The organism is Pseudomonas putida, from assembly GCA_041879295.1.
GTDB classification, from domain to species: Bacteria; Pseudomonadota; Gammaproteobacteria; order Pseudomonadales; family Pseudomonadaceae; genus Aquipseudomonas; species Aquipseudomonas putida_Y.
This window is the reverse complement of sequence record CP047152.1, coordinates 2913728-2931219: the sequence shown is the minus strand read 5'-3', so window position 1 is coordinate 2931219 and position 17492 is coordinate 2913728. Positions and strand designations below refer to the sequence as shown.

Genomic DNA, 17492 nt, shown 5'->3' with positions numbered 1-17492 from the left:
CTGACGATCGGTGGCGGGTGTGGATTTGGTGCGGCTTGGGTGGGCCTCATTGCAGGCTTGCCCGCGCCCACAGGCTTGAAACTTGTGGGCGTGGGCAAGCCTGCGAATGCCTCAACTCACCCGTGCAGTACTCAGCGAACCCGCTCGCGTTACACGCAAGGCCACCAGGCTACCCAATACGATCAACGCCGCGAGCGAATACAGTGCGGCATCGGTTGAACCGGTCTGGTCCTTGATGAACCCGACCAGGTACGGGCTGAGAAACCCCGCCATCTGGCCTACCGAGTTGATGATCGCCAGACCTGCCACGGCGGCTCCGGCACTGAGCAGCGCAGTCGGCATTGGCCAGAACATCGGCAAACCGGTAAGCGCGCCCATGGTGGCGATCGACAAGCCAAGAATGGCAATGCTCGGGTTGCCGGCGAAGTTCACCGCAATCAGCAGGCCGACGGCGCCCATCAGCATTGGCACCACCAGGTGCCAGCGGCGCTCGTTGCGCAGGTCGGCCGAGCGCCCGCAAAGAATCATGAACACACCTGCCAGCAGGTACGGGATGGCGCTGAGCCAGCCGATCAGCAGCGGGTTGTCGAAGCCCATGCTCTTGATGATCGAGGGTAGCCAGAAGTTGATCGCGTATACGCCGCTCTGGATGCAGAAGTAGACAAAGCCGAAGGTCCAGATCAGCGGGTTGGTCAACACGGCCAGCACGCTGTCGCTGGTGGTGCTCGGTTTGCTTGCAGCATCGGCCTGCAGGTCGGCAGCGATCAGCTGACGTTCAGCCGGGCTCAGCCAGGCGGCTTTCTGGTAGCCGTCACTGAGCAGGAACACCGCCAGTACGCCCAAGGCCACGGTCGGCAGGCCCTGGATCAGGAACATCCACTGCCAGCCGGCCAGGCCGTGCTGGCCGGCGGCGAAATGTTCGAGGATCCAGCCGGAGAACGGCCCGCCAAGCAGGCCCGATACCGGGATCGCCGACATGAAAAGGGCCATGATGCGGCCGCGCCGGGCCGCCGGGAACCAGCGCGAGAGGTACAGCACCACACCCGGGAAGAAGCCGGCTTCGGCAGCGCCGGTGAGCAGGCGCAGGGTGTAGAACTCGGTAGGGGTGGTGACGAACAGCAGGCAGGTGGACAGGCTGCCCCAGGCGATCATCATTAGCGCGATCCAGCGCCGTGGGCCGAAGCGATTGAGGGCCAGGTTGCTTGGCAGGCCACACAGTACATAGCCGATGAAGAAGATGCCGGCGCCAAGGCCGTACACCGTTTCGCTGAATTTAAGGGCGTCGAGCATCTGCAGCTTGGCAAAGCCGACGTTGACGCGGTCCAGGTAGTTGAACAGGTAGCAGATGAAAATGAACGGAATCAGCCGCAAGGTGATGCGCCGGTACAGCGCGTTGCGGGTGGTGTCCGTGCCTTGGTCAGGGGCGGGGCTGTGTGCCATGATCGGGTTCTCTGTTGTTATGGTTTTCGCCGCGTCGCCTGTTCCGGCGCTCGCCCTGACGAGTCTCGGGGACTGCGGCTAGCCTGTCTTTGTGCTTTTGCACAGCGCTTGGCCCAGGCTGCTGTGCCCGAGCCCAAAAGCCAAACACCTAAAGGACCCCGCAATGTTCGAACTCGACCATGACCTGGCGCAGGATATCGTTGACCGGGCAATGGCCATCTTGCCTTGCAACGTCAATGTCATGGACAGTCAAGGGTTGATCCTGGGCAGTGGTGAGCCTGAGCGCATCAACACCCGTCACGAGGGGGCGCAGCTGGTCTTGGCCAATGGCCGGATCGTCGAGCTGGATACCGACGCGGCCAAGTGCCTGAAGGGCGTGCAGCCCGGTGTGAACCTGCCATTGATGCTCGATGGGCGGCTGATGGGCGTGTTGGGCCTGACCGGCGACCCGCAGCAGGTGCGCACCTATGGCGAGCTGGTGCGCATGACCGCCGAAATGCTGCTGGCCCAACGCAATTTACAGGCTGACCAGCAATGGCGAAGGCAGCGCTGTGACGACCTGCTGGCGCTATTGCTCGGCGGCAGCGGTAACGCCCCGCGCTTGCTGGACGAAGCCCGTCAGTTGGGCTTGAAACCTCAGCTGGCGCGGATACCGTGCCTGTTCGAGATTACTTCGGGGCCTCCTGCCGAGGCGCTGGCCGCATGGTTGATGAGCCGTTATCCGGATAGCTGGTGCGTCAGCCCGGCCCGCCAGTCGTTGCTGTGGTGCCGCCCGGCAGGCGTGGCACTGGATGAACTGCGCCTGCTGGAACGCCTGCAACGCCACGGCTGGGACATTGAGCGACTGGCCCTGGGCAGTGAAGCGCAGAGCCTGGAGCAGTTACGCCGTGGTTACCGCCGGGTGCGTGACTTGCTGGCCTATGGCCGCGAAGTATTGCCCCGCGAACGATTGCTCAGCCTGCAGCGCTACCGGCTGCCGGCGCTGCTGTGGCGCCACCGTAACGACGATGCGCTGGACGAGCTGCTGGAGCCGTTGCAGCGCATCCGCGCCAAGGACAGCAGTGGCCAGTTACTCACCACCCTGCGCGCCTGGTGTGCACATGACGGCCAAAGCCAGTCCTGTGCCGATGCCCTGGGCATCCACCGCAACAGCCTGCGCTATCGACTGGAGCGAATAGCCGAGCTGGGTGACGTCGACCCGCTGCGCCTGGAAGGGATGCTTAGCTTGTATCTGGGGTTGCAGCTGTTGCCAGCTGACTGAAGTATTCACTTGCCGGCGATTGGGCCAGAACAGGCAAAAAGGCATCTGCCCAAACAACCCGGCCGGCGTTTTGTGCATTTGACCGAGGCCACCTGGGCAGCCACCTGTCAGCATGCCGCTCATCAGGACAGGAGAAACCCCATGAAAATCGTGATTGCCCCCGACTCGTTCAAGGACAGCCTCGACGCTGCCGGTGTCGCCCGCGCCATCGCTGCGGGCCTGAGCGAAGCGTGGCCCGAGGCTGAACTGGTCGAGTGCCCAATGGCCGACGGTGGCGAAGGCACCATGGAGACGATCCTGGCCGCCAGCCAGGGTGAACTGCGCCGCCAGGCCGTGCGCGGGCCATTGGGGCAGCACGTCGAGGCCGGCTGGGGCTGGTTGCCGCAAAGTCGCACCGCAATCATCGAAATGGCCCAGGCCAGTGGCTTGCAACGGGTGCCAACCGGCCAGCGCGATGCTTGCCGCAGCAGCACCTGGGGGACCGGTGAGCTGATTGCCGCAGCCCTCGACGCCGGCGCTCAGCGTGTGGTGCTGGCCATCGGTGGCAGCGCCACCAACGATGCCGGCAGTGGCATGTTGCGAGCGCTTGGCCTGCGCCTGCTGGATGCTGACGGGCAAGCGCTGGAAGAGGGCGGCCTGGCCTTGGCCAAGCTGGCCCGTATCGACGCCAGCGGTCTCGACCCGCGCCTGGCCGGGGTGCAGTTTGAAGTCGCGGCGGATGTCGACAACCCATTGTGTGGCGCCAACGGCGCATCGGCGATCTTCGGCCCGCAGAAAGGTGCCAACCCGCAGCAAGTGGAGGCGCTGGACCACGCGCTGAATCATTTTGCCGACCATTGTGCGCTGCTGTTGGGCGCGGATGTGCGCGATTACCCTGGTTGTGGTGCGGCCGGTGGCATGGGCTTCGCTGCCCGGGCATTCATGGACGCGCAGTTCCGCCCTGGGGTGGAAGTCGTGGCTGAGCTGGCTGGCCTTGACGCCCTGGCACAAGGGGCAGATCTGGTGGTGACGGGCGAGGGGCGTTTCGATGCCCAGACACTGCGCGGCAAGACGCCGATGGGGGTGGCGCGGGTTGCCAAGCGCCATGGCGTGCCGGTGGTGGTACTGGCCGGGACCTTGGGGGAGGGGTATCAGCAGTTGTATGCCCATGGGGTCGACGCTGCATTTGCACTGGCCAATGGACCGATGAGCCTTGAGCAGGCGTGTGCAAATGCTGCCGAGCTGTTGCAGGCCAGGGCTTGTGATATCGGTCGGCTGTGGCGCTGCGCGAAGCGAGGCTGAACACCCTGTAGAAATGGCCTTATTGTTGTGTCTCGAACATGGCAATGAAGTTGGCCAGCGCTGGCGAAGCATTCTGGGCGTTCCATTTCATGTACAGCCCAAGCCCTGGGGGTGGCTGGTCATCGATAGGGCGGATGGGGCAAAACTGCACGCGTTCGCGCGGGGTTGAGCGGACGAAGGACGCCGGCACCAGGGCCACGCCAAAGCCGCAGGCCACCAGACCCAGCAGGGTGTGGATCTGCGCCGCCTCCTGCACGACCTTGGGGTAGAACCCGGCCGATTCGCACAACGCAACCAACTGTGCGTGGTAGCCGCCGCCCAGCGCTTGCGGGGTGAACACGAAGTCCTCATCGGCAAATTCGCGCAAGTCGACGGCCTCGTGCCGCGCCTTGGGATGGCTGGCGGGCAGCGCCATGACGATCTGCTCGTCAAGCAGCAAGCGTGCCTCCAGGGTGCCGGCCGGCAGTGGTAGCCTGCGCATGAAGCCGATATCCGCCTCACCGGCCAGCAAGGCCTTGGCCTGGGAGGCGGATGGCATCTCGCGGATGGTCAGCTGCACGTTCGGATAAGTCTCCCGAAAGCGGCGCAAGCGGTTGAGCAGCGAGTCGTAATAGGCGATGGAAATGGCCGTGATGGTCAATTTGCCGCTGACCCCCGCCGAAACGCTGCGCGCGTACTCGATCCCTTGTTCCAGTTCAGCAAGCGTGCGGTAGGCGGTGTCGAGAAACGCTGCACCCGCTGCGGTCAGGCGCACCCCGCGCTTGTTGCGCAGAAGCAGGCCGAAGCCGAGCTTTTCCTCAAGCCGGTTGATCGCCTGGCTCAGCGGCGGTTGCGCCATGTGCAGGCGCTGGGCGGCCTTGTGAAAGTGCAGCTCTTCGGCCACGGCGATGAACTGCCTGAGCAAACGTGTTTCGATCATCCAGCATTCCTGCAGCGCGGCGACTCAGCGGTGATATCCATGGGATATCAAAGTTGCATGCTTTTAATATTAAGTCATTGATTTTTTTGTTGATATCGTAAGAAAGGAGAATTGAAGGTAGCCAGAAATGCCCGTTACTCACCTGGCCGGTGCGCTGTGCCATCCCACTGATTGCACCTTGCGCACCAGCATTAGCCAGCACATCGCCACGCGCTTCAACGAATACAGCAGTGTCAGCTACCCTCGGGACCTCGGCCGTGTGCAGGTGACCGAGCGCTGGCGCCGCATCAAGGAATGCAATTACGTGCCGGTCAAAGTGGCCAACACGCGCGCGGACCTTGGTGAAAGCCTGGTCTGGGATGAACGCAGTGGCGTGCTGTACTTTGTCGATATCTCTGGCGGGCGCATCAACGGCCTGACACCCGATGGCGAAGTCGATTGCCTTTACGAGTCTGCCGCGCGTATTGGCGCCCTGGCGCTGACCGACCGGGGTAACCTGATTTTCACCGAGGATGCCAGCGTGGCCATCTTCGATGTGCCAACACGCAAGGTCAGCCAGCATTCGGCATCGGTCCATCCGCGCTCGACCTACCGCTTTAACGACGGCGCCTGCGACCCGCAGGGACGCTTCGTCACCGGCCTGATGGACGAGGCCCTCAGCGGCAATACCGGGGCGCTCTTTCGTTTTGACTGGCAATTGAGCGACCAGGTGATCCACGATGACATGGCTTTGCCCACCGGCCTTGCCTGGTCTCAGGACGGCCACACGGTGTACTTCGTCGACTCGGCGGCGCGTGCGATCTACCGCGCCGAGTACCTCATCGAAGGCCGGCTGGGCGCTGTTACGCTGTTTGCCGAAACCCCCGCCGAACTGGGCCGGCCGGATGGCCTGGCGCTGGACCGCGACGGCGGGCTGTGGGTGTGCCAGTACCATGGCAGCTGCCTGCTGCGCTACGACCGCCACGGGCACCTGACCGACCAGGTGTTGATGCCAGTACCGTGCCCCACCAGCTGCTGCTTTGGCGGGCCCGGGATGAACACCTTGTTCATCAGCACCGCGCGTTACGACATGACGCCAGAAGACCTGCACCATTATCCGGACGCTGGCGACCTGTATGCCATCCGCCCGGAAACGGGTGGCGTTGCCAGGCACAGCTTCAAGGAATAAGCGGTTGCACCTGACTGGCCGGTAGCACGGCCAGTTCGCCAAAGCGTCGCGCCGAGTCGATGTAGCGCAGCGCCGACTTGGCGTCTTTCCAGCCCGTATAGCACCGGTAAACCCGCCGTGGCGCTCAGTACACGCATGCCTTGTCCTCGACGCCGTTGAAAGGCGGGTAGTGGCACAGCTGCGCCGGCGACAGAGGCCGGCTGAAGTGGTAGCCCTGGGCGATATCGCATCCGGCCAGCTTCAGGTACACCACCTGTTCACGGGTTTCCACACCCTCGGCCACCACTTGCAGGCCCAGGCGCTTGGCCAGGATGATGGTGGAGGACACGATAGGGCTGTCGTCATGGCTGTTGGACAGCGCCGCGATCAGCGAGCGGTCGATCTTCAGCTTGCTCAACGGTAGCGAATGCAGGTGGGCAAAACCGGCGTAGCCACGGCCGAAATCGTCCAGGCTGATGCCCAGGCCCGCCCCGCGCAAGGCATGCAGATGCGTAACCGCCATGCCTTCAGGGTCGAGGATGGTGGTTTCTGTAATTTCCAGCTCCAGCCGCTGTGGTGCGATCCCGTGATGCTGCAACTTGCGCAGCAGCCGGGCAGCGAAGTCAGCCTGACGCAGCTGCAATGCGGAGACATTGACCGCCAGACGTGTTTCCCGACCAGAAGTATCCCAGCTCGACAAGGCTTCACAGGCCAGCCGTAGTACCTCCCAACCCAGTTCGACAATGAAGCCACTGCGCTCGGCCAGGTCGATGAAGCGGTCCGGGTATAGCAGGCCGAACTCGGGGTGGTCCCAGCGCACCAGCGCCTCGTAGCCGAGCACCTGATGGGTGTCGAGGCGAATCTGTGGCTGGTAGTGCAGCACGAACTGGCGTTCGGCCAAGGCGCTGCCGAACGCCTGTTCAAGGGTGAACGCCTGGATATCGGCCAGGTTCAGCGAGGGGTCGAAAAAGCGATACTGCGCGCGCCCTGCCTGCTTGGCTGAGTACATTGCCGCATCGGCACTGCGTATCAGGCTGTCGATGTCCTGGCCGTCGCGCGGGCAGATGCTCACCCCTACGCTGGGGCTGGTGTTGACCTCTTGGCCATCCAGGGCGTAGGTGGCTGACAGTTTCTGCACCAGTTCGTGGACCCAGGCGTTGATCTGCTCCTCGCTGCGCTCGCCGGCCAACAACACCACGAACTCGTCGCCGCCAAAACGCGAAGCCTCATCGCCCGGCTCCAGCAGGCGCTGGATACGCCCGGCCACAGCCTGTAGCAGCAGGTCACCAATCTTGTGCCCGAGCGAGTCGTTGATAGACTTGAAGCGGTCCATGTCGATGAACAGGATCGCCATCAGTCGGCGCTTGCCACGTTGCCGAGTCAACGCCTGGCTGGCCACCTCGACGAACTGGCGGCGGTTGTGCAGGCCGCTGAGGTGGTCGGTGGCGGCGGCGTGGCTGCTGCGCCGGTGTTCGTCCTCCAGGCGCACGATCAGCTGCTGATTGACCTGCTGGGCATGTTCCAGCGCATCGAAGGCCTCCTGGCGCTTGCGCAGCAGGCGCAAGGTCCATAGCAGGCTGGCCAGGATCATCAGGGTCATGCTCAGGTTCAACCAGAATTGCCGGGAATAGGCCTGCGTCCAGGGTGCGAGGATTTCTGCCTGGCGCTGGCTGACCACCACGCTGAAGCCTCGCTCGGGTACACGGCGGTACAGGCTTTGGTAGGCATCACCCGCTACGTATTGAGTCAGCCTGCCCGCTTCGCTGTCGAATGCCGGCAGCGGGGGCTGCAATAGGTCGCCGGCAATCGCCACGCCGCGGGTATCGACGCGCAGCCGCTCCAGGCCGTCATCCTGCAGCAGACGCACCAGGCCACTGTTGCCCAGGTCGATATGTTGAAACAGCTCCGCCAGGTAGCCGATGTCCAGTTGCACCACCAGAATGGTGTCGACTTCCTGGCCGGTCGAGTTGGTCAACGGCAGCAAGAAAGTCAGGTGCCTGGTGGGCAGGGCCGAGGTTTGGCCAAGGGGCTGAATGCTGGGCAGGAAAGGTTTGAAACCGTAGCGGTCAATGTGCCGCTGCAGCTGGCGCAACCAGTCTGCCGGCAACTCGGCGGCCTCATCGGTATGGTTGGCCGACAGCAGCCGGCCTTGTCGGTCGTACAGGCTCGTGCGCTTGAACACCGGGTCTGCGGCCAGGCTGAAGTTGCCCTTGCGCAGCCCTTTCATATCGTCCTGGGTAACACGGCCCACCGCCTGGGCGCGGTCGACAAGCTGTCGCAGGCTTTCGCCCACGATGTTGGCCAGGTTCAGGTGCTCGGTGGCTTTGGCCAACAGTGCATCCTGGCGAGCGGCGGCTTTTTGCGTGACGTGCAGCCCCCAGAGAAAGGCCAGGGTCGCTGCACAGAGCATCAGGATCAGCACTCGCAGAAGGCTGGAGGAGGAAAGCGAACGGCGAATCACTGCTGATGGTTCCCGACCCTGGGTGATGCTCGAAAAATACGACAGCGAGATGACAGTCTGATGAATGATGGCTAATCGCCTTTAGGGGGTTCCCCTATTTGCCACCGGTGTCTGCAGGCGTGCCGTTTCTTCTTCGAGGTAGCTTATCAATGCGCTGACTTCGGCATCGCCCAAGCGCATGTTGGGCATGGCCAGGCGGTTGTATTGCTCGAACAGCAGCATGGCCAGGGGGTCTTTCTCGGCCAGCATCTGGTCGGGCGCTTTCAGCCAGCGGGTCAGCCAGTTTGCGTCACGCTGACGGGTCACGCCCAGCAGGTCGGGGCCGATGCCTGGCGGGCCTGGCTCGGTATTGCCCACGGTGTGGCAGGACGAGCAACGGGTGCGGAAGATCTGCTCGCCGCTGCTGGGTGCACGCATCTGCGGCGCTTGAGCGTAGTCATTGGTCATGGCGCTGGCCTGCTTCCAGTTGTGCAAGCTGTTGCCGAGGCGGTCGGCGAGGATGTACGGGCTTTCGAAAGGCGAGGCTTTCATCCAGCGGCCGGTGGCCTGGTTGCCGATAATGAGGCTCAGGTTGTGGTCTTTGGAGCGGCCGTTTTCCAGGCCATCGATCCACAGCCCCAGGCTGCGGCGTAGTTGCTCGATATCGTCAGGTTCGCCGGTCAGCAAGGTCCAGCCTGGGCCGATGCCGAACTTTTCGGCATAGCGCTTGAGGGTGGCGGGGGTGTCGTTATAGGGGTCGATGCTGATGGAGTAGAGGAAGATATCCTTGCCGACCCGGCCACCGAGGATTTTCTGTACCTGGCGTAGGCGTGCGGTTTCCACTGGGCAGGAATCGGAGCAGCCGGTAAAGATGAAGTTGATGGCAACCACCTTGTCCTTGATAAGGTCGTCGAAGAAATGCACTTTTTCGCCATCCTGGGTGAGCAGGGGGATGTTGGGGAAGTAGTTGGCTCCCCAGGGAGTGGCAGCTGCTTCGGCCACCTTTTGTTGGGGGGGCAGTGGCCAGAACGGAATGCTGGCGGCGAACAACGCGAGTACCAGCAGGAAACGCCATGAGCCGGGCATGATGCGGTCCTCGTGGGTTGGCTGAGCGGGGCCGCATGGCGGCCCCCGCTTTGCACTCACTTGTATTTGACTGGCGCTGTCACCGTCTGGCCCAGTGCCGATTTCACCGTGACCGTTGCTGGCGTGGCCGGGCCAAAGCCGGTGGTGGTCACCGCTACCCGCCAACGGGCCCCCGAAGTCGTGGCAGTCAGCGTCGCGTTCCCCAGGCTTACCGGACCACCGGTGGTTGCTGCAGTCACGCTGATGCTGTTGCCCGTGGCCACCGTAGTAGTCCCCTGCACATCCCAGGTGAAACGGTTGCCGCTGCGTTCCTGCACCGTGGCACTGGTGACCTTGAGTTCGTCGGCCGCCGCTGCTGCGGTAACGGCGATGCTGACCGTGGCCGGGGCCAGCGACTCGGCTCCCTTGGTATCACGCGCCGTGTAATTGAAGCTGGCCGTGAATGGCGTGGCGACCGCAGCGGGCGGGCTGTACGTTACGGCGGTACCGTCGGTGCTGACGGCACCCTGGCCGGAGTCCGGCTGGCTGAGGCCGGTTACCGTGAGCGGTACATTGCCGTCCGGGTCGCTGTCGTTGGCCAGCACGTTCAGGGTGATCGGCGTGCCAGCCGTCGTTGCGGCACTGTCATTGGCCGCGACGGGTGGTTTGTTGGCCGGGTCGTCATTGTCGTCGTGGGTTTTGGTGCGGAACGTTGGCAGGCCTACCGAGGCCATGTAATGCACACCATCCCATCCCGGCAGCGGGGTCGGCATCACCTGGAACTGCCCTGGGTGCTCAATATCCCAGCGCAGCAGCATCGAAGAGTCCTCGTGCTGTGTGTTGTGGCAGTGCTCCATGTAGGTGCCAGCAAACTCGCGGAAGCGAATGGCCATTTCCACCTCGATGGACGAATCAGTATCCGGCCCGATTCGGTACACATCCTTGCGCGCCCATTTTTCCCATTCTGGTGGGGCCTTGCCGTCGCGGCTAAGAATCACGCCTTCCTCGAAGTGCACGTGTACCGGGTGGCTCCAGCCATTACCGCCGTTGACGATTTTCCACACTTCCAGGGTGCCGTCGCCGCTGAAACCAGCGTCGGTGGACTGGTTGGCCAGTTGCGGTGCTGCACTGATGCGGCGTGGGTCCATGCTGTAGCCAAAGCCGCCGTCGGTCTTGATGGTCCACGGGGTGGTGTCCGTACCGTCGGAGCGGCCAAAGATGAACTCGCGGTGGCGGGCATCCTTGAGCTTGGCCTGGTCGGCTGCGGCATCGCGGTCAATTGGCAGGGGCAGCATTTTCAGGCCTGCAGCCTTGCCTGGCTTGGCCGGCTCATAGGCTACCGGGTCCATGCTCAGGTCCTGGCCGGTGTACGGTTGCACCCACAGTTGCAGAAACTTGCCGACTGCCGGATCGCCGTTGTCCCACTGCGGGCCTTTGCTGGTCTGCTTGATTACCGCCTTGTATTTTTCCGACAGCACGTCGGCCAACGGGATAGCTTGCTTCGGACCTTTGCCGGAGTCGTGCTCCATCAGGTTGACGAAGTACAGCTTGTCGCCTGCCTTGATGCCATTCCTGGCGAAGTTGATGATGATGTCGTAGCGCTCGGCAATGCCCTGCAGTGGCAGGATGCCGTTGTTGTCTTGCAGGTTGCCGTCACCATTGAGGTCCATCGTGCCGTCGAATGGCACCGCGTGTTCCATGATGTTGCCGTCGTTGGCGATCATGTGGAACGGCACCCGCGCATACGACACGTTGGAGCCGGACGGGCCTTTGAACTCACCACTGTTACCGGCAATTTCCCGCACCACGGCGAACTTGAAGTAGCGTGAAACCGAACCGTTGAGGATACGAAAACGGTAACTGCGCGCACGCACCTTGAGCCTGGGCTGGTACTGCCAGTTGACCAGGATCTGGTCACCGAGGAAGCCGTCAGTGTTGAACGGGTTGAACCACAGCTGGCCGTTTGCATCCCAGGCCTTGTCGGCTATTACCAGGTTGACGTCATAGTCACGGTTACCCCAGGGCATGCCCGAACCGCTTGGGAAACGCAGGTTGACACCGTCCTGCAGGGCCTCGTTGCCGCGGTCCAGGGCGCTGTAGTAGTTCATCATCACGGCGTTGCCTTTGTAGACGTTCTGCGCTGTGAAATCCATCATGTGGTCGTGGAACCAGTGGGTACTCATGGTTTCGCGCCAGTCGCCACGAATCTTGATACTGCCGTTCTCGCAGGTTTTCAGGCCCGGTGAACCATCGTTGACGAACAAGGTTTCACCCGGCGAGCAGGGGAAAGCTGCTCGCGGGTCCTGGGCACGGGTGTTGATGGTGTCGTAGCCGGCCAGCTGCACCGGCCAGCGGTAGTCGTAGTACTGGCCGGGGAAGAAGTACGCGTTGGCAAAGCCGTCGCTTTCGGCCGGCGAGTGGCCGTTGTGCTCGTGGGTCGAGATGGTATGCAGGCCAAAGCCGCCGTTGGCCGACGGGTCAATCGGCAGGGCGTTGTAATGGCGCATCAGGATTGGCTGGCCGTAGCGCACCATCAGCAGCTTGGGCGGGAAAGTGCCGTCGAAGGTCCACAACGATTTGTGGTTTTGCAGCGGCATGTTCGGGTGGAAGCGTATGTCGATACCCTTGGTGGTGCCCAGCGTGGTCGGAATGTCCGACGTCTGGTAGTACAGGCCTCCCGGGGCAAATTCACCGACGGCATAGTTGTGCAGTTGCTTACGGTCGCGCAGGCCGAGGTTGATGCGCGCACCGGCCTGGGCGGTCTTGAACGCTGCCTGCGGGTAAAACTCGTTCCAGCGCTGGTGCGACCAGCCTTTTCCTGGTGGCCGGCCTTCAGCGGGCGAGCCGACCGGCTGGCGGTTGAGGAACATCTCGATCTGCGCCTTCCATGGGTTGCGGTCCAGCACGTTGGCGTACTGGGTCGGGAACGGGTACAGGCCGGGTTGCTTGAGGAACGCTTCCAGAGCGCTGCCACTGGGTCCGCTGCGTGCCACCACGTTGGGGTCTTGCGCGGGGGCCGCGCCGAGGGTGGGGACCGGGAAGGTCAGATCGGGCGCCGGCGTGGTCGGGTCGAGCTTCTCTGGCCCGAATTCTTCGAACAGCAACAGTTGCTGGGTGAAAGGTTGCGCCCCGAACAACGGGCTGGGTTTGCCGTTGGTAGGGTACTTGTCCGACGTTTGCAGGGCAGGCGGCAGCACGTTGTCGGTGCGTACCGTGCTGCGGTCGCCATACACGCCATCGGTCAGCTCCAACGAGCCTTCGTTGGCCTCCGGCAAGGTGTTCAGCTCAAGCAAGGCAGGGGTCGGGTCGTCCGGTTGGTCGGTGTAGGCCGACGGGTCGGTCGGCGGTGGCATGCTGTTGTCGTCGAGGGGGGATGCCATGGCCGTGATCAACCCGAGGCTGATCATCAGCGCAGTGACGGAGGACAGATGGAACGCGCGCCTGGACGCGTGGCTCATGGCGGATGTTTTCATTGGCTTAAGCCTCTTTTGCGGCCTTACGGCCTTAAGCCATCAATGGCGTTTTGCCCGTTAAATGGCCATCAGCAACAGCTATGCCAACAGATATTTCAGTAATGCTTTGACATACAAAACCTTGCAGCGCCTGGCGTGCACTAAATGATGGCGCGTCAAGAATGGGGACAGATGCCCATTAGCGGGTCACCATTGCCCACAGTTTGGGAAGCTGGACTAGTGACAGACGTGGCGCCCTCGGGTATACCTGAGCGCCACCAAGGGGAGCCCGGCAATGGGCTGAGAAACCGCTGAACGCTACAGCGCGGTGACCCTTCGAACCTGATCCGGATCATGCCGGCGAAGGGATGGGGCTTGTAACCTGCCTTTTTGCCGGCCTCACTGCGAGGCCAGTCCATGTCAATTGCCACGGTCTCGCTGTCACCCTCATCAAGGACAGCAACATGACCGAACGTTTCAGCCAGTCCCTGCGCCGCCAGTGCGAGCCGACCTGGTCGGCGGCCGTTGGCCACCGTTTCGTGACCCGATTGTGCGACGGCAGCCTGCCTGACCCGATCATGGTCGACTACCTGGTCCAGGACCACCGTTTCCTCGACAGCTTCCTGACCCTGCTGGGCGCGGCCATTGCCACCGCTGATACGTTTGAAGCCCGCCTGCGCTTCGGCCGCTTTGCCGGGATGATCTCCAGTGACGAGAACACCTATTTCCTGCGTGCCTTCGAGGCCCTGGGTGTCAGCCCGGCGCAACGCAGTGAACCGGCCGATACCGCGCCTACCGCAGGTTTCAAGGCGATCATGCGCGAAGCGGCAGCCACCCGTTCCTACGCAGCGGCACTGGCGGTGCTGAACGTCGCCGAAGGGCTGTATCTGGACTGGGCGCTCAAGGCGCCAAAACCGATGCCGGACAACTTCGTCCATGCCGAGTGGATTACCCTGCACGACAACCCGGCGTTCCAGGCATTCGTCGCTTTCCTGCAGGCCGAGCTGGACCGCGTCGGCCCGCAGGAGGCCGCATTGGCCAGTGACTTCTACCAGCGCACCGTGGCGCTGGAGCTGGCTTTCTTCGATGCAGTGTATCCGGAGGGCAAATGAGCATGGATATCTTCGAGCGCCTCAAGGCCGCCGCCACGCCACAATGGAACAGCTACGTAGACCATGACTTCGTACGTCAGATGGGCGAGGGTACGCTGAGTGAGGAAGCGTTCCGGACCTACCTTGTGCAGGATTACCTGTTCCTGATCCAGTTCGCCCGCGCCTGGGCGCTGGCCGCCTACAAAAGCCGCCGCCCGGCCGACATTCGCGCGGCGCAGGCCGGGCTGGCGGCGATCCTGGATGAAACCGAGCTGCACTTGCGGCTGTGCGCACGCTGGGGCTTGACCCAGGCAGACATCGAAGCCGCGCCAGAGCACCAGGCCACGGTGGCATACACCCGTTACGTGCTGGACTGCGGCGCTGCCGGCGACCTGCTGGAGCTGCATGTGGCACTGGCACCTTGCGTGATCGGCTATGCCGAAATCGGCCGGACCCTGGCCGAGCGCATTGGTGACTTGAGCAATCACCCCTACCGCGAGTGGATTGGCGAGTATGCCGGGGAGGGCTACCAAGGGGTGGCAGCGGCAGCGCGCAAGCACTTGGATGAACTGGCGGCGCGCAGCATGACCGAGCAGCGGTTCGCCGAACTGGCAGGGATTTTTGGCCAGGCATCGAGCCTGGAGGCTGATTTCTGGCAGATGGGGCTGGACGGAGCTGTGTAAACCGCCGTGGGCTGGGTGATTACTACCCAGCCTGAGCCCGCTTTGGTGCATGAACGCCTCAAAATAAGTCGTCCCGCACACTCCCTATCGTCAGATTGCGGCTTTAATGTGCACAGTGCATATAGATTTCTGGGCGACCAGCCCGATTTTTCCGGGTGGCGGCGCAGTAAAAAAGCGGCCCGCATATTGCTCTTTCAGCTCCCAACTACAAACCCGGAGCCCCCGTGCAATGAGCTCACCCAGCGAATTCCCCCTCAGCGAAGCCCCGCAGTCCGCCCGTAGGGGCCTGTTGCCGATCGCGATGGTCTTGTTCAGCTTCACCTTCTTTACCGGCACGATGTTCGCCGGCGGCAAGCTGGGCATGGCATTCAGTTTTGTCGACATGCTGTGGGTGGCCACCCTCGGCAACAGCCTGCTTGCCTTGTATGCCGCAGTGCTGGCCTTCATCGCCTCGCGCAGCGGGCTGAACACCGTGCTGATGGGGCGCTTCTGTTTTGGTGAAGCAGGGAGCCGGCTCTCGGATTTTCTGCTGGGTTTTGCCGAACTGGGCTGGTATGCCTGGGGCACGGCCACGGTGGCCATCGTGCTGGTCAAGCTGCTGGGGCTGGCGGATGGCTTCGGCATGCCTTTGATGGTGCTGTTCGGGCTGGGTTTCAGCATTACGGCCATCATCGGTTTCAAGGGGCTGGATGTGTTGTCGCGGGTGTCGGTGCCATTGATGTTCGTGCTGCTGTTGGTGTCCATGTACATCGCCACCCGCGATGCCGGTGGCTTTGCCGGCCTGGCTGCCGTTGTACCGCATGAAACCATGACTTTTTCGGCGGCAGTCACCATGGTTTTCGGCACCTTCGCCAGTGGCGCCACCCAGGCCACCAACTGGACACGGCTGGCACGCAGTGGCCGGGTAGCGGTGACCGCCAGCGTGGTGGCATTCCTCCTTGGCAACGGCCTGATGGTGGTGGCCGGCGCGTGGTGCGCGATGGTTTACCAGCAGGCCGATATCGTCGACGTGATGATGCTGCAGGGGCTGTCGTTCGCGGCGGTGGTGATGCTGTGCCTGAACCTGTGGACCATTCAGGGTCCGACCATCTACAACGTGTCGGCCGCCGCCTGCCACTTGTTGCGCAGCGAGCGCCGGCGCACGGCAACGCTGGTGGCAGCCGGGGTTGGCATTGTGCTGGCGATGGGTGGCATGTACGAAATGCTGATCCCGTTCCTGGTGCTGCTGGGGTCGATCATTCCGCCGGTGGGTGGAGTAATCATGGCTGACTTCTGGTATCGCCACCGCGGCAAATACCCGGCGCTGGGTGCGGCAAACCTGCCACGCTACAACCTCACCGGGCTGCTTGCCTATGCCGTGGGCGCTGTACTGGCCTATGCCTCACCGTGGGTCGCGCCGCTGGTGGGCATCGCCGCCTCGGCAGTGTGCTACATCGTCATTCTGGAGCTGGGCGCACGCCGCCGGGCGCCAGGCCAGGCGGGTGTCGAGCCGTGAGCCTGGCGCTGGACGAGATCTTGCATTTGCCCGGCCTGCACGAAATGCATGTGCGGGCCGGGGCGCGCAACCTGCAACGGCGGGTACGCTGGCCTTACGTGGCGGAAAACGAGGGTATCGCTGAATGGGTGATGGGCGGTGAGCTGGTATTCGTCACCGGCATCAACCACCCGCGCGGCGAAGCCAACCTGCTGAGCCTGGTGGAGGATGGCGACGCTGTGGGCATTGCCGGCATGGTAATTCTCACCGGCGGCAGTTTCATCCAGAGCATCCCGGCGTCCGTAATCGCGCGCGCCGAGCAATTGGGCTTACCACTGATCGAGCAACCCTACGCGCTGAAGATGGTGGTGGTCACCCACCTGATCGGCACTGCACTGGTGCAGATGAGCCAGGTGCGCCGCTCGCGCAACGACATCCTTGGCCAACTGCTCACGGGCGACTACCCGAGCCTGGCGATTGCCCGGCAGCGTGCAGCGCACCTGCAACTCGCCCTGGACAAGCCGCAGCGCCTGCTGGCATTGCGCCTGACAGGCGTGGACGGCTTGTTCGAGCGCCACGGGCTCGCACACGGCGAGCGTACCTGGCAAGCCACCCGGCAGGCCCTGGAAGACCAGCTGGAAGCCTGGTGCCGCCAGCGGCCTGACAGTGTGACGGCGCAGCTGCCGGGCGACCTGTTCGTGGTGCTGCTGGCCGATACGCACGACTTACCCGAGACGTTGGGTGCACTGTACCGGCAGTTGCAAGCCGCGACAGGTGAACTGGGCCTTTACATGGGCCTGTCGAGCCTCGCTGACGATTGCGCGCACTACCGCCAGGCCCTCAACGAGGCACGCCAGGCGCTGGATGTGGCGCAGCATCTGCGCCCGGCCAACGGCTATTGCAACTTCAGCGAGCTCGGCGTGTTGCGCCTGCTGCAAGGTATTGTCGACCGCTCGCTGGTTGACGATTTCGTCAGCCGCACCCTCGGCCCGCTGATCGCCCCTGGGCGCAAACACGCCCATGCTTTGGTGCATACCCTCGACGCCTTGCTCATGGAAAATGGCAACGGGCTCAAGGCCGCACAGCGTCTGGGGCTGCACCGCAACACGATCAATCAGCGCATCCAGCGCATCGAACAACTGAGCGGGCAGTCGCTGGACGACCCGCTTTTTCGCATGAATGCTTCGGTCGCCATGCTGGTATGGCGCATGAGCGAAGCCCACGGCAAGGAGTAACAGC

At 63.1% G+C, this 17492-nt stretch carries 12 protein-coding genes and 1 riboswitch; of the genes, 7 read left to right on the top strand and 5 right to left on the bottom strand.

From position 1 onward, the window contains the following. Nucleotides 1-111: 111 nt before the first annotated feature. Nucleotides 112-1440: an MFS transporter gene (locus tag GST84_13235; GenBank protein XGB13281.1), complete on the bottom strand. Its 1329-nt coding sequence runs from the start codon at nt 1438-1440 to the stop codon at nt 112-114. Nucleotides 1441-1603: 163 nt separating this feature from the next. Here GST84_13235 and GST84_13230 point away from each other — a divergent pair, with 163 nt between their 5' ends. Further along, a complete protein-coding gene (locus GST84_13230; GenBank protein XGB13280.1) occupies nt 1604-2701 on the top strand; it encodes a CdaR family transcriptional regulator in 1098 nt (365 codons plus the stop codon). A gap of 141 nt (nt 2702-2842) precedes the next feature. After that, the gene (locus tag GST84_13225; protein ID XGB13279.1) at nt 2843-3982 is read left to right on the top strand and encodes a glycerate kinase; all 1140 of its coding nucleotides are present in this window, start codon (nt 2843-2845) and stop codon (nt 3980-3982) included. Nucleotides 3983-4001: 19 nt separating this feature from the next. On the opposite strand, the gene GST84_13220 is transcribed toward GST84_13225, so the two are convergent. Further along, entirely contained in the window at nt 4002-4901 is a 900-nt protein-coding gene (locus tag GST84_13220; GenBank protein XGB13278.1) for a LysR family transcriptional regulator, read from the bottom strand. Nucleotides 4902-5028: 127 nt separating this feature from the next. On the opposite strand from GST84_13220, the gene GST84_13215 reads away from it, so the two are divergent. Beyond that, nucleotides 5029-6069, top strand: coding sequence for an SMP-30/gluconolactonase/LRE family protein (locus GST84_13215; GenBank protein ID XGB13277.1), 1041 nt, complete (start codon nt 5029-5031; stop codon nt 6067-6069). Nucleotides 6070-6193: 124 nt separating this feature from the next. Here GST84_13215 and GST84_13210 read toward each other — a convergent pair whose 3' ends face one another. From GST84_13210 to GST84_13200, 3 genes are all read right to left on the bottom strand, one after another. After that, nucleotides 6194-8509, bottom strand: a complete 2316-nt coding sequence (locus GST84_13210) for an EAL domain-containing protein (protein XGB13276.1) — start codon at nt 8507-8509, stop codon at nt 6194-6196. Nucleotides 8510-8590: 81 nt separating this feature from the next. After that, nucleotides 8591-9574 carry a c-type cytochrome gene (locus GST84_13205; protein XGB13275.1) on the bottom strand — a complete coding sequence of 328 codons (984 nt, stop codon included), beginning with the start codon at nt 9572-9574 and terminating at the stop codon, nt 8591-8593. A gap of 56 nt (nt 9575-9630) precedes the next feature. Continuing rightward, nucleotides 9631-13026, bottom strand: coding sequence for a multicopper oxidase domain-containing protein (locus GST84_13200; GenBank protein ID XGB13274.1), 3396 nt, complete (start codon nt 13024-13026; stop codon nt 9631-9633). Between the two features lie 250 nt (nt 13027-13276). Next, nucleotides 13277-13391, top strand: a riboswitch (TPP riboswitch). Between the two features lie 78 nt (nt 13392-13469). Here GST84_13200 and GST84_13195 point away from each other — a divergent pair. The 4 genes from GST84_13195 (at nt 13470) to GST84_13180 (ending at nt 17488) form a co-directional block, all read left to right on the top strand. Then, nucleotides 13470-14117 (top strand): TenA family transcriptional regulator, encoded by a 648-nt coding sequence (locus GST84_13195; GenBank protein XGB13273.1) that lies wholly within the window; start codon nt 13470-13472, stop codon nt 14115-14117. Next, entirely contained in the window at nt 14114-14779 is a 666-nt protein-coding gene (gene tenA / locus GST84_13190; protein ID XGB13272.1) for a thiaminase II, read from the top strand. Before GST84_13195 ends, tenA begins: the two co-directional genes overlap by 4 nt. A 229-nt stretch (nt 14780-15008) precedes the next feature. Continuing rightward, the gene (codB, locus tag GST84_13185) at nt 15009-16274 is read left to right on the top strand and encodes a cytosine permease (GenBank protein ID XGB13271.1); all 1266 of its coding nucleotides are present in this window, start codon (nt 15009-15011) and stop codon (nt 16272-16274) included. Beyond that, nucleotides 16271-17488 carry a PucR family transcriptional regulator gene (locus tag GST84_13180; protein XGB13270.1) on the top strand — a complete coding sequence of 406 codons (1218 nt, stop codon included), beginning with the start codon at nt 16271-16273 and terminating at the stop codon, nt 17486-17488. Before codB ends, GST84_13180 begins: the two co-directional genes overlap by 4 nt. Nucleotides 17489-17492: the final 4 nt, after the last annotated feature.

Excerpts from the sequence above, each read along its gene's own strand:
- GST84_13235 (XGB13281.1), bottom strand. The coding sequence starts at position 1,440 with ATGGCACACAGCCCCGCCCCTGACCAAGGCACGGACACCACCCGCAAC.
- GST84_13230 (XGB13280.1), top strand. The coding sequence starts at position 1,604 with ATGTTCGAACTCGACCATGACCTGGCGCAGGATATCGTTGACCGGGCA.
- GST84_13225 (XGB13279.1), top strand. The coding sequence starts at position 2,843 with ATGAAAATCGTGATTGCCCCCGACTCGTTCAAGGACAGCCTCGACGCT.
- GST84_13220 (XGB13278.1), bottom strand. The coding sequence starts at position 4,901 with ATGATCGAAACACGTTTGCTCAGGCAGTTCATCGCCGTGGCCGAAGAG.
- GST84_13215 (XGB13277.1), top strand. The coding sequence starts at position 5,029 with ATGCCCGTTACTCACCTGGCCGGTGCGCTGTGCCATCCCACTGATTGC.
- GST84_13205 (XGB13275.1), bottom strand. The coding sequence starts at position 9,574 with ATGCCCGGCTCATGGCGTTTCCTGCTGGTACTCGCGTTGTTCGCCGCC.
- GST84_13200 (XGB13274.1), bottom strand. The coding sequence starts at position 13,026 with ATGAAAACATCCGCCATGAGCCACGCGTCCAGGCGCGCGTTCCATCTG.
- GST84_13195 (XGB13273.1), top strand. The coding sequence starts at position 13,470 with ATGACCGAACGTTTCAGCCAGTCCCTGCGCCGCCAGTGCGAGCCGACC.
- tenA (XGB13272.1), top strand. The coding sequence starts at position 14,114 with ATGAGCATGGATATCTTCGAGCGCCTCAAGGCCGCCGCCACGCCACAA.
- codB (XGB13271.1), top strand. The coding sequence starts at position 15,009 with ATGAGCTCACCCAGCGAATTCCCCCTCAGCGAAGCCCCGCAGTCCGCC.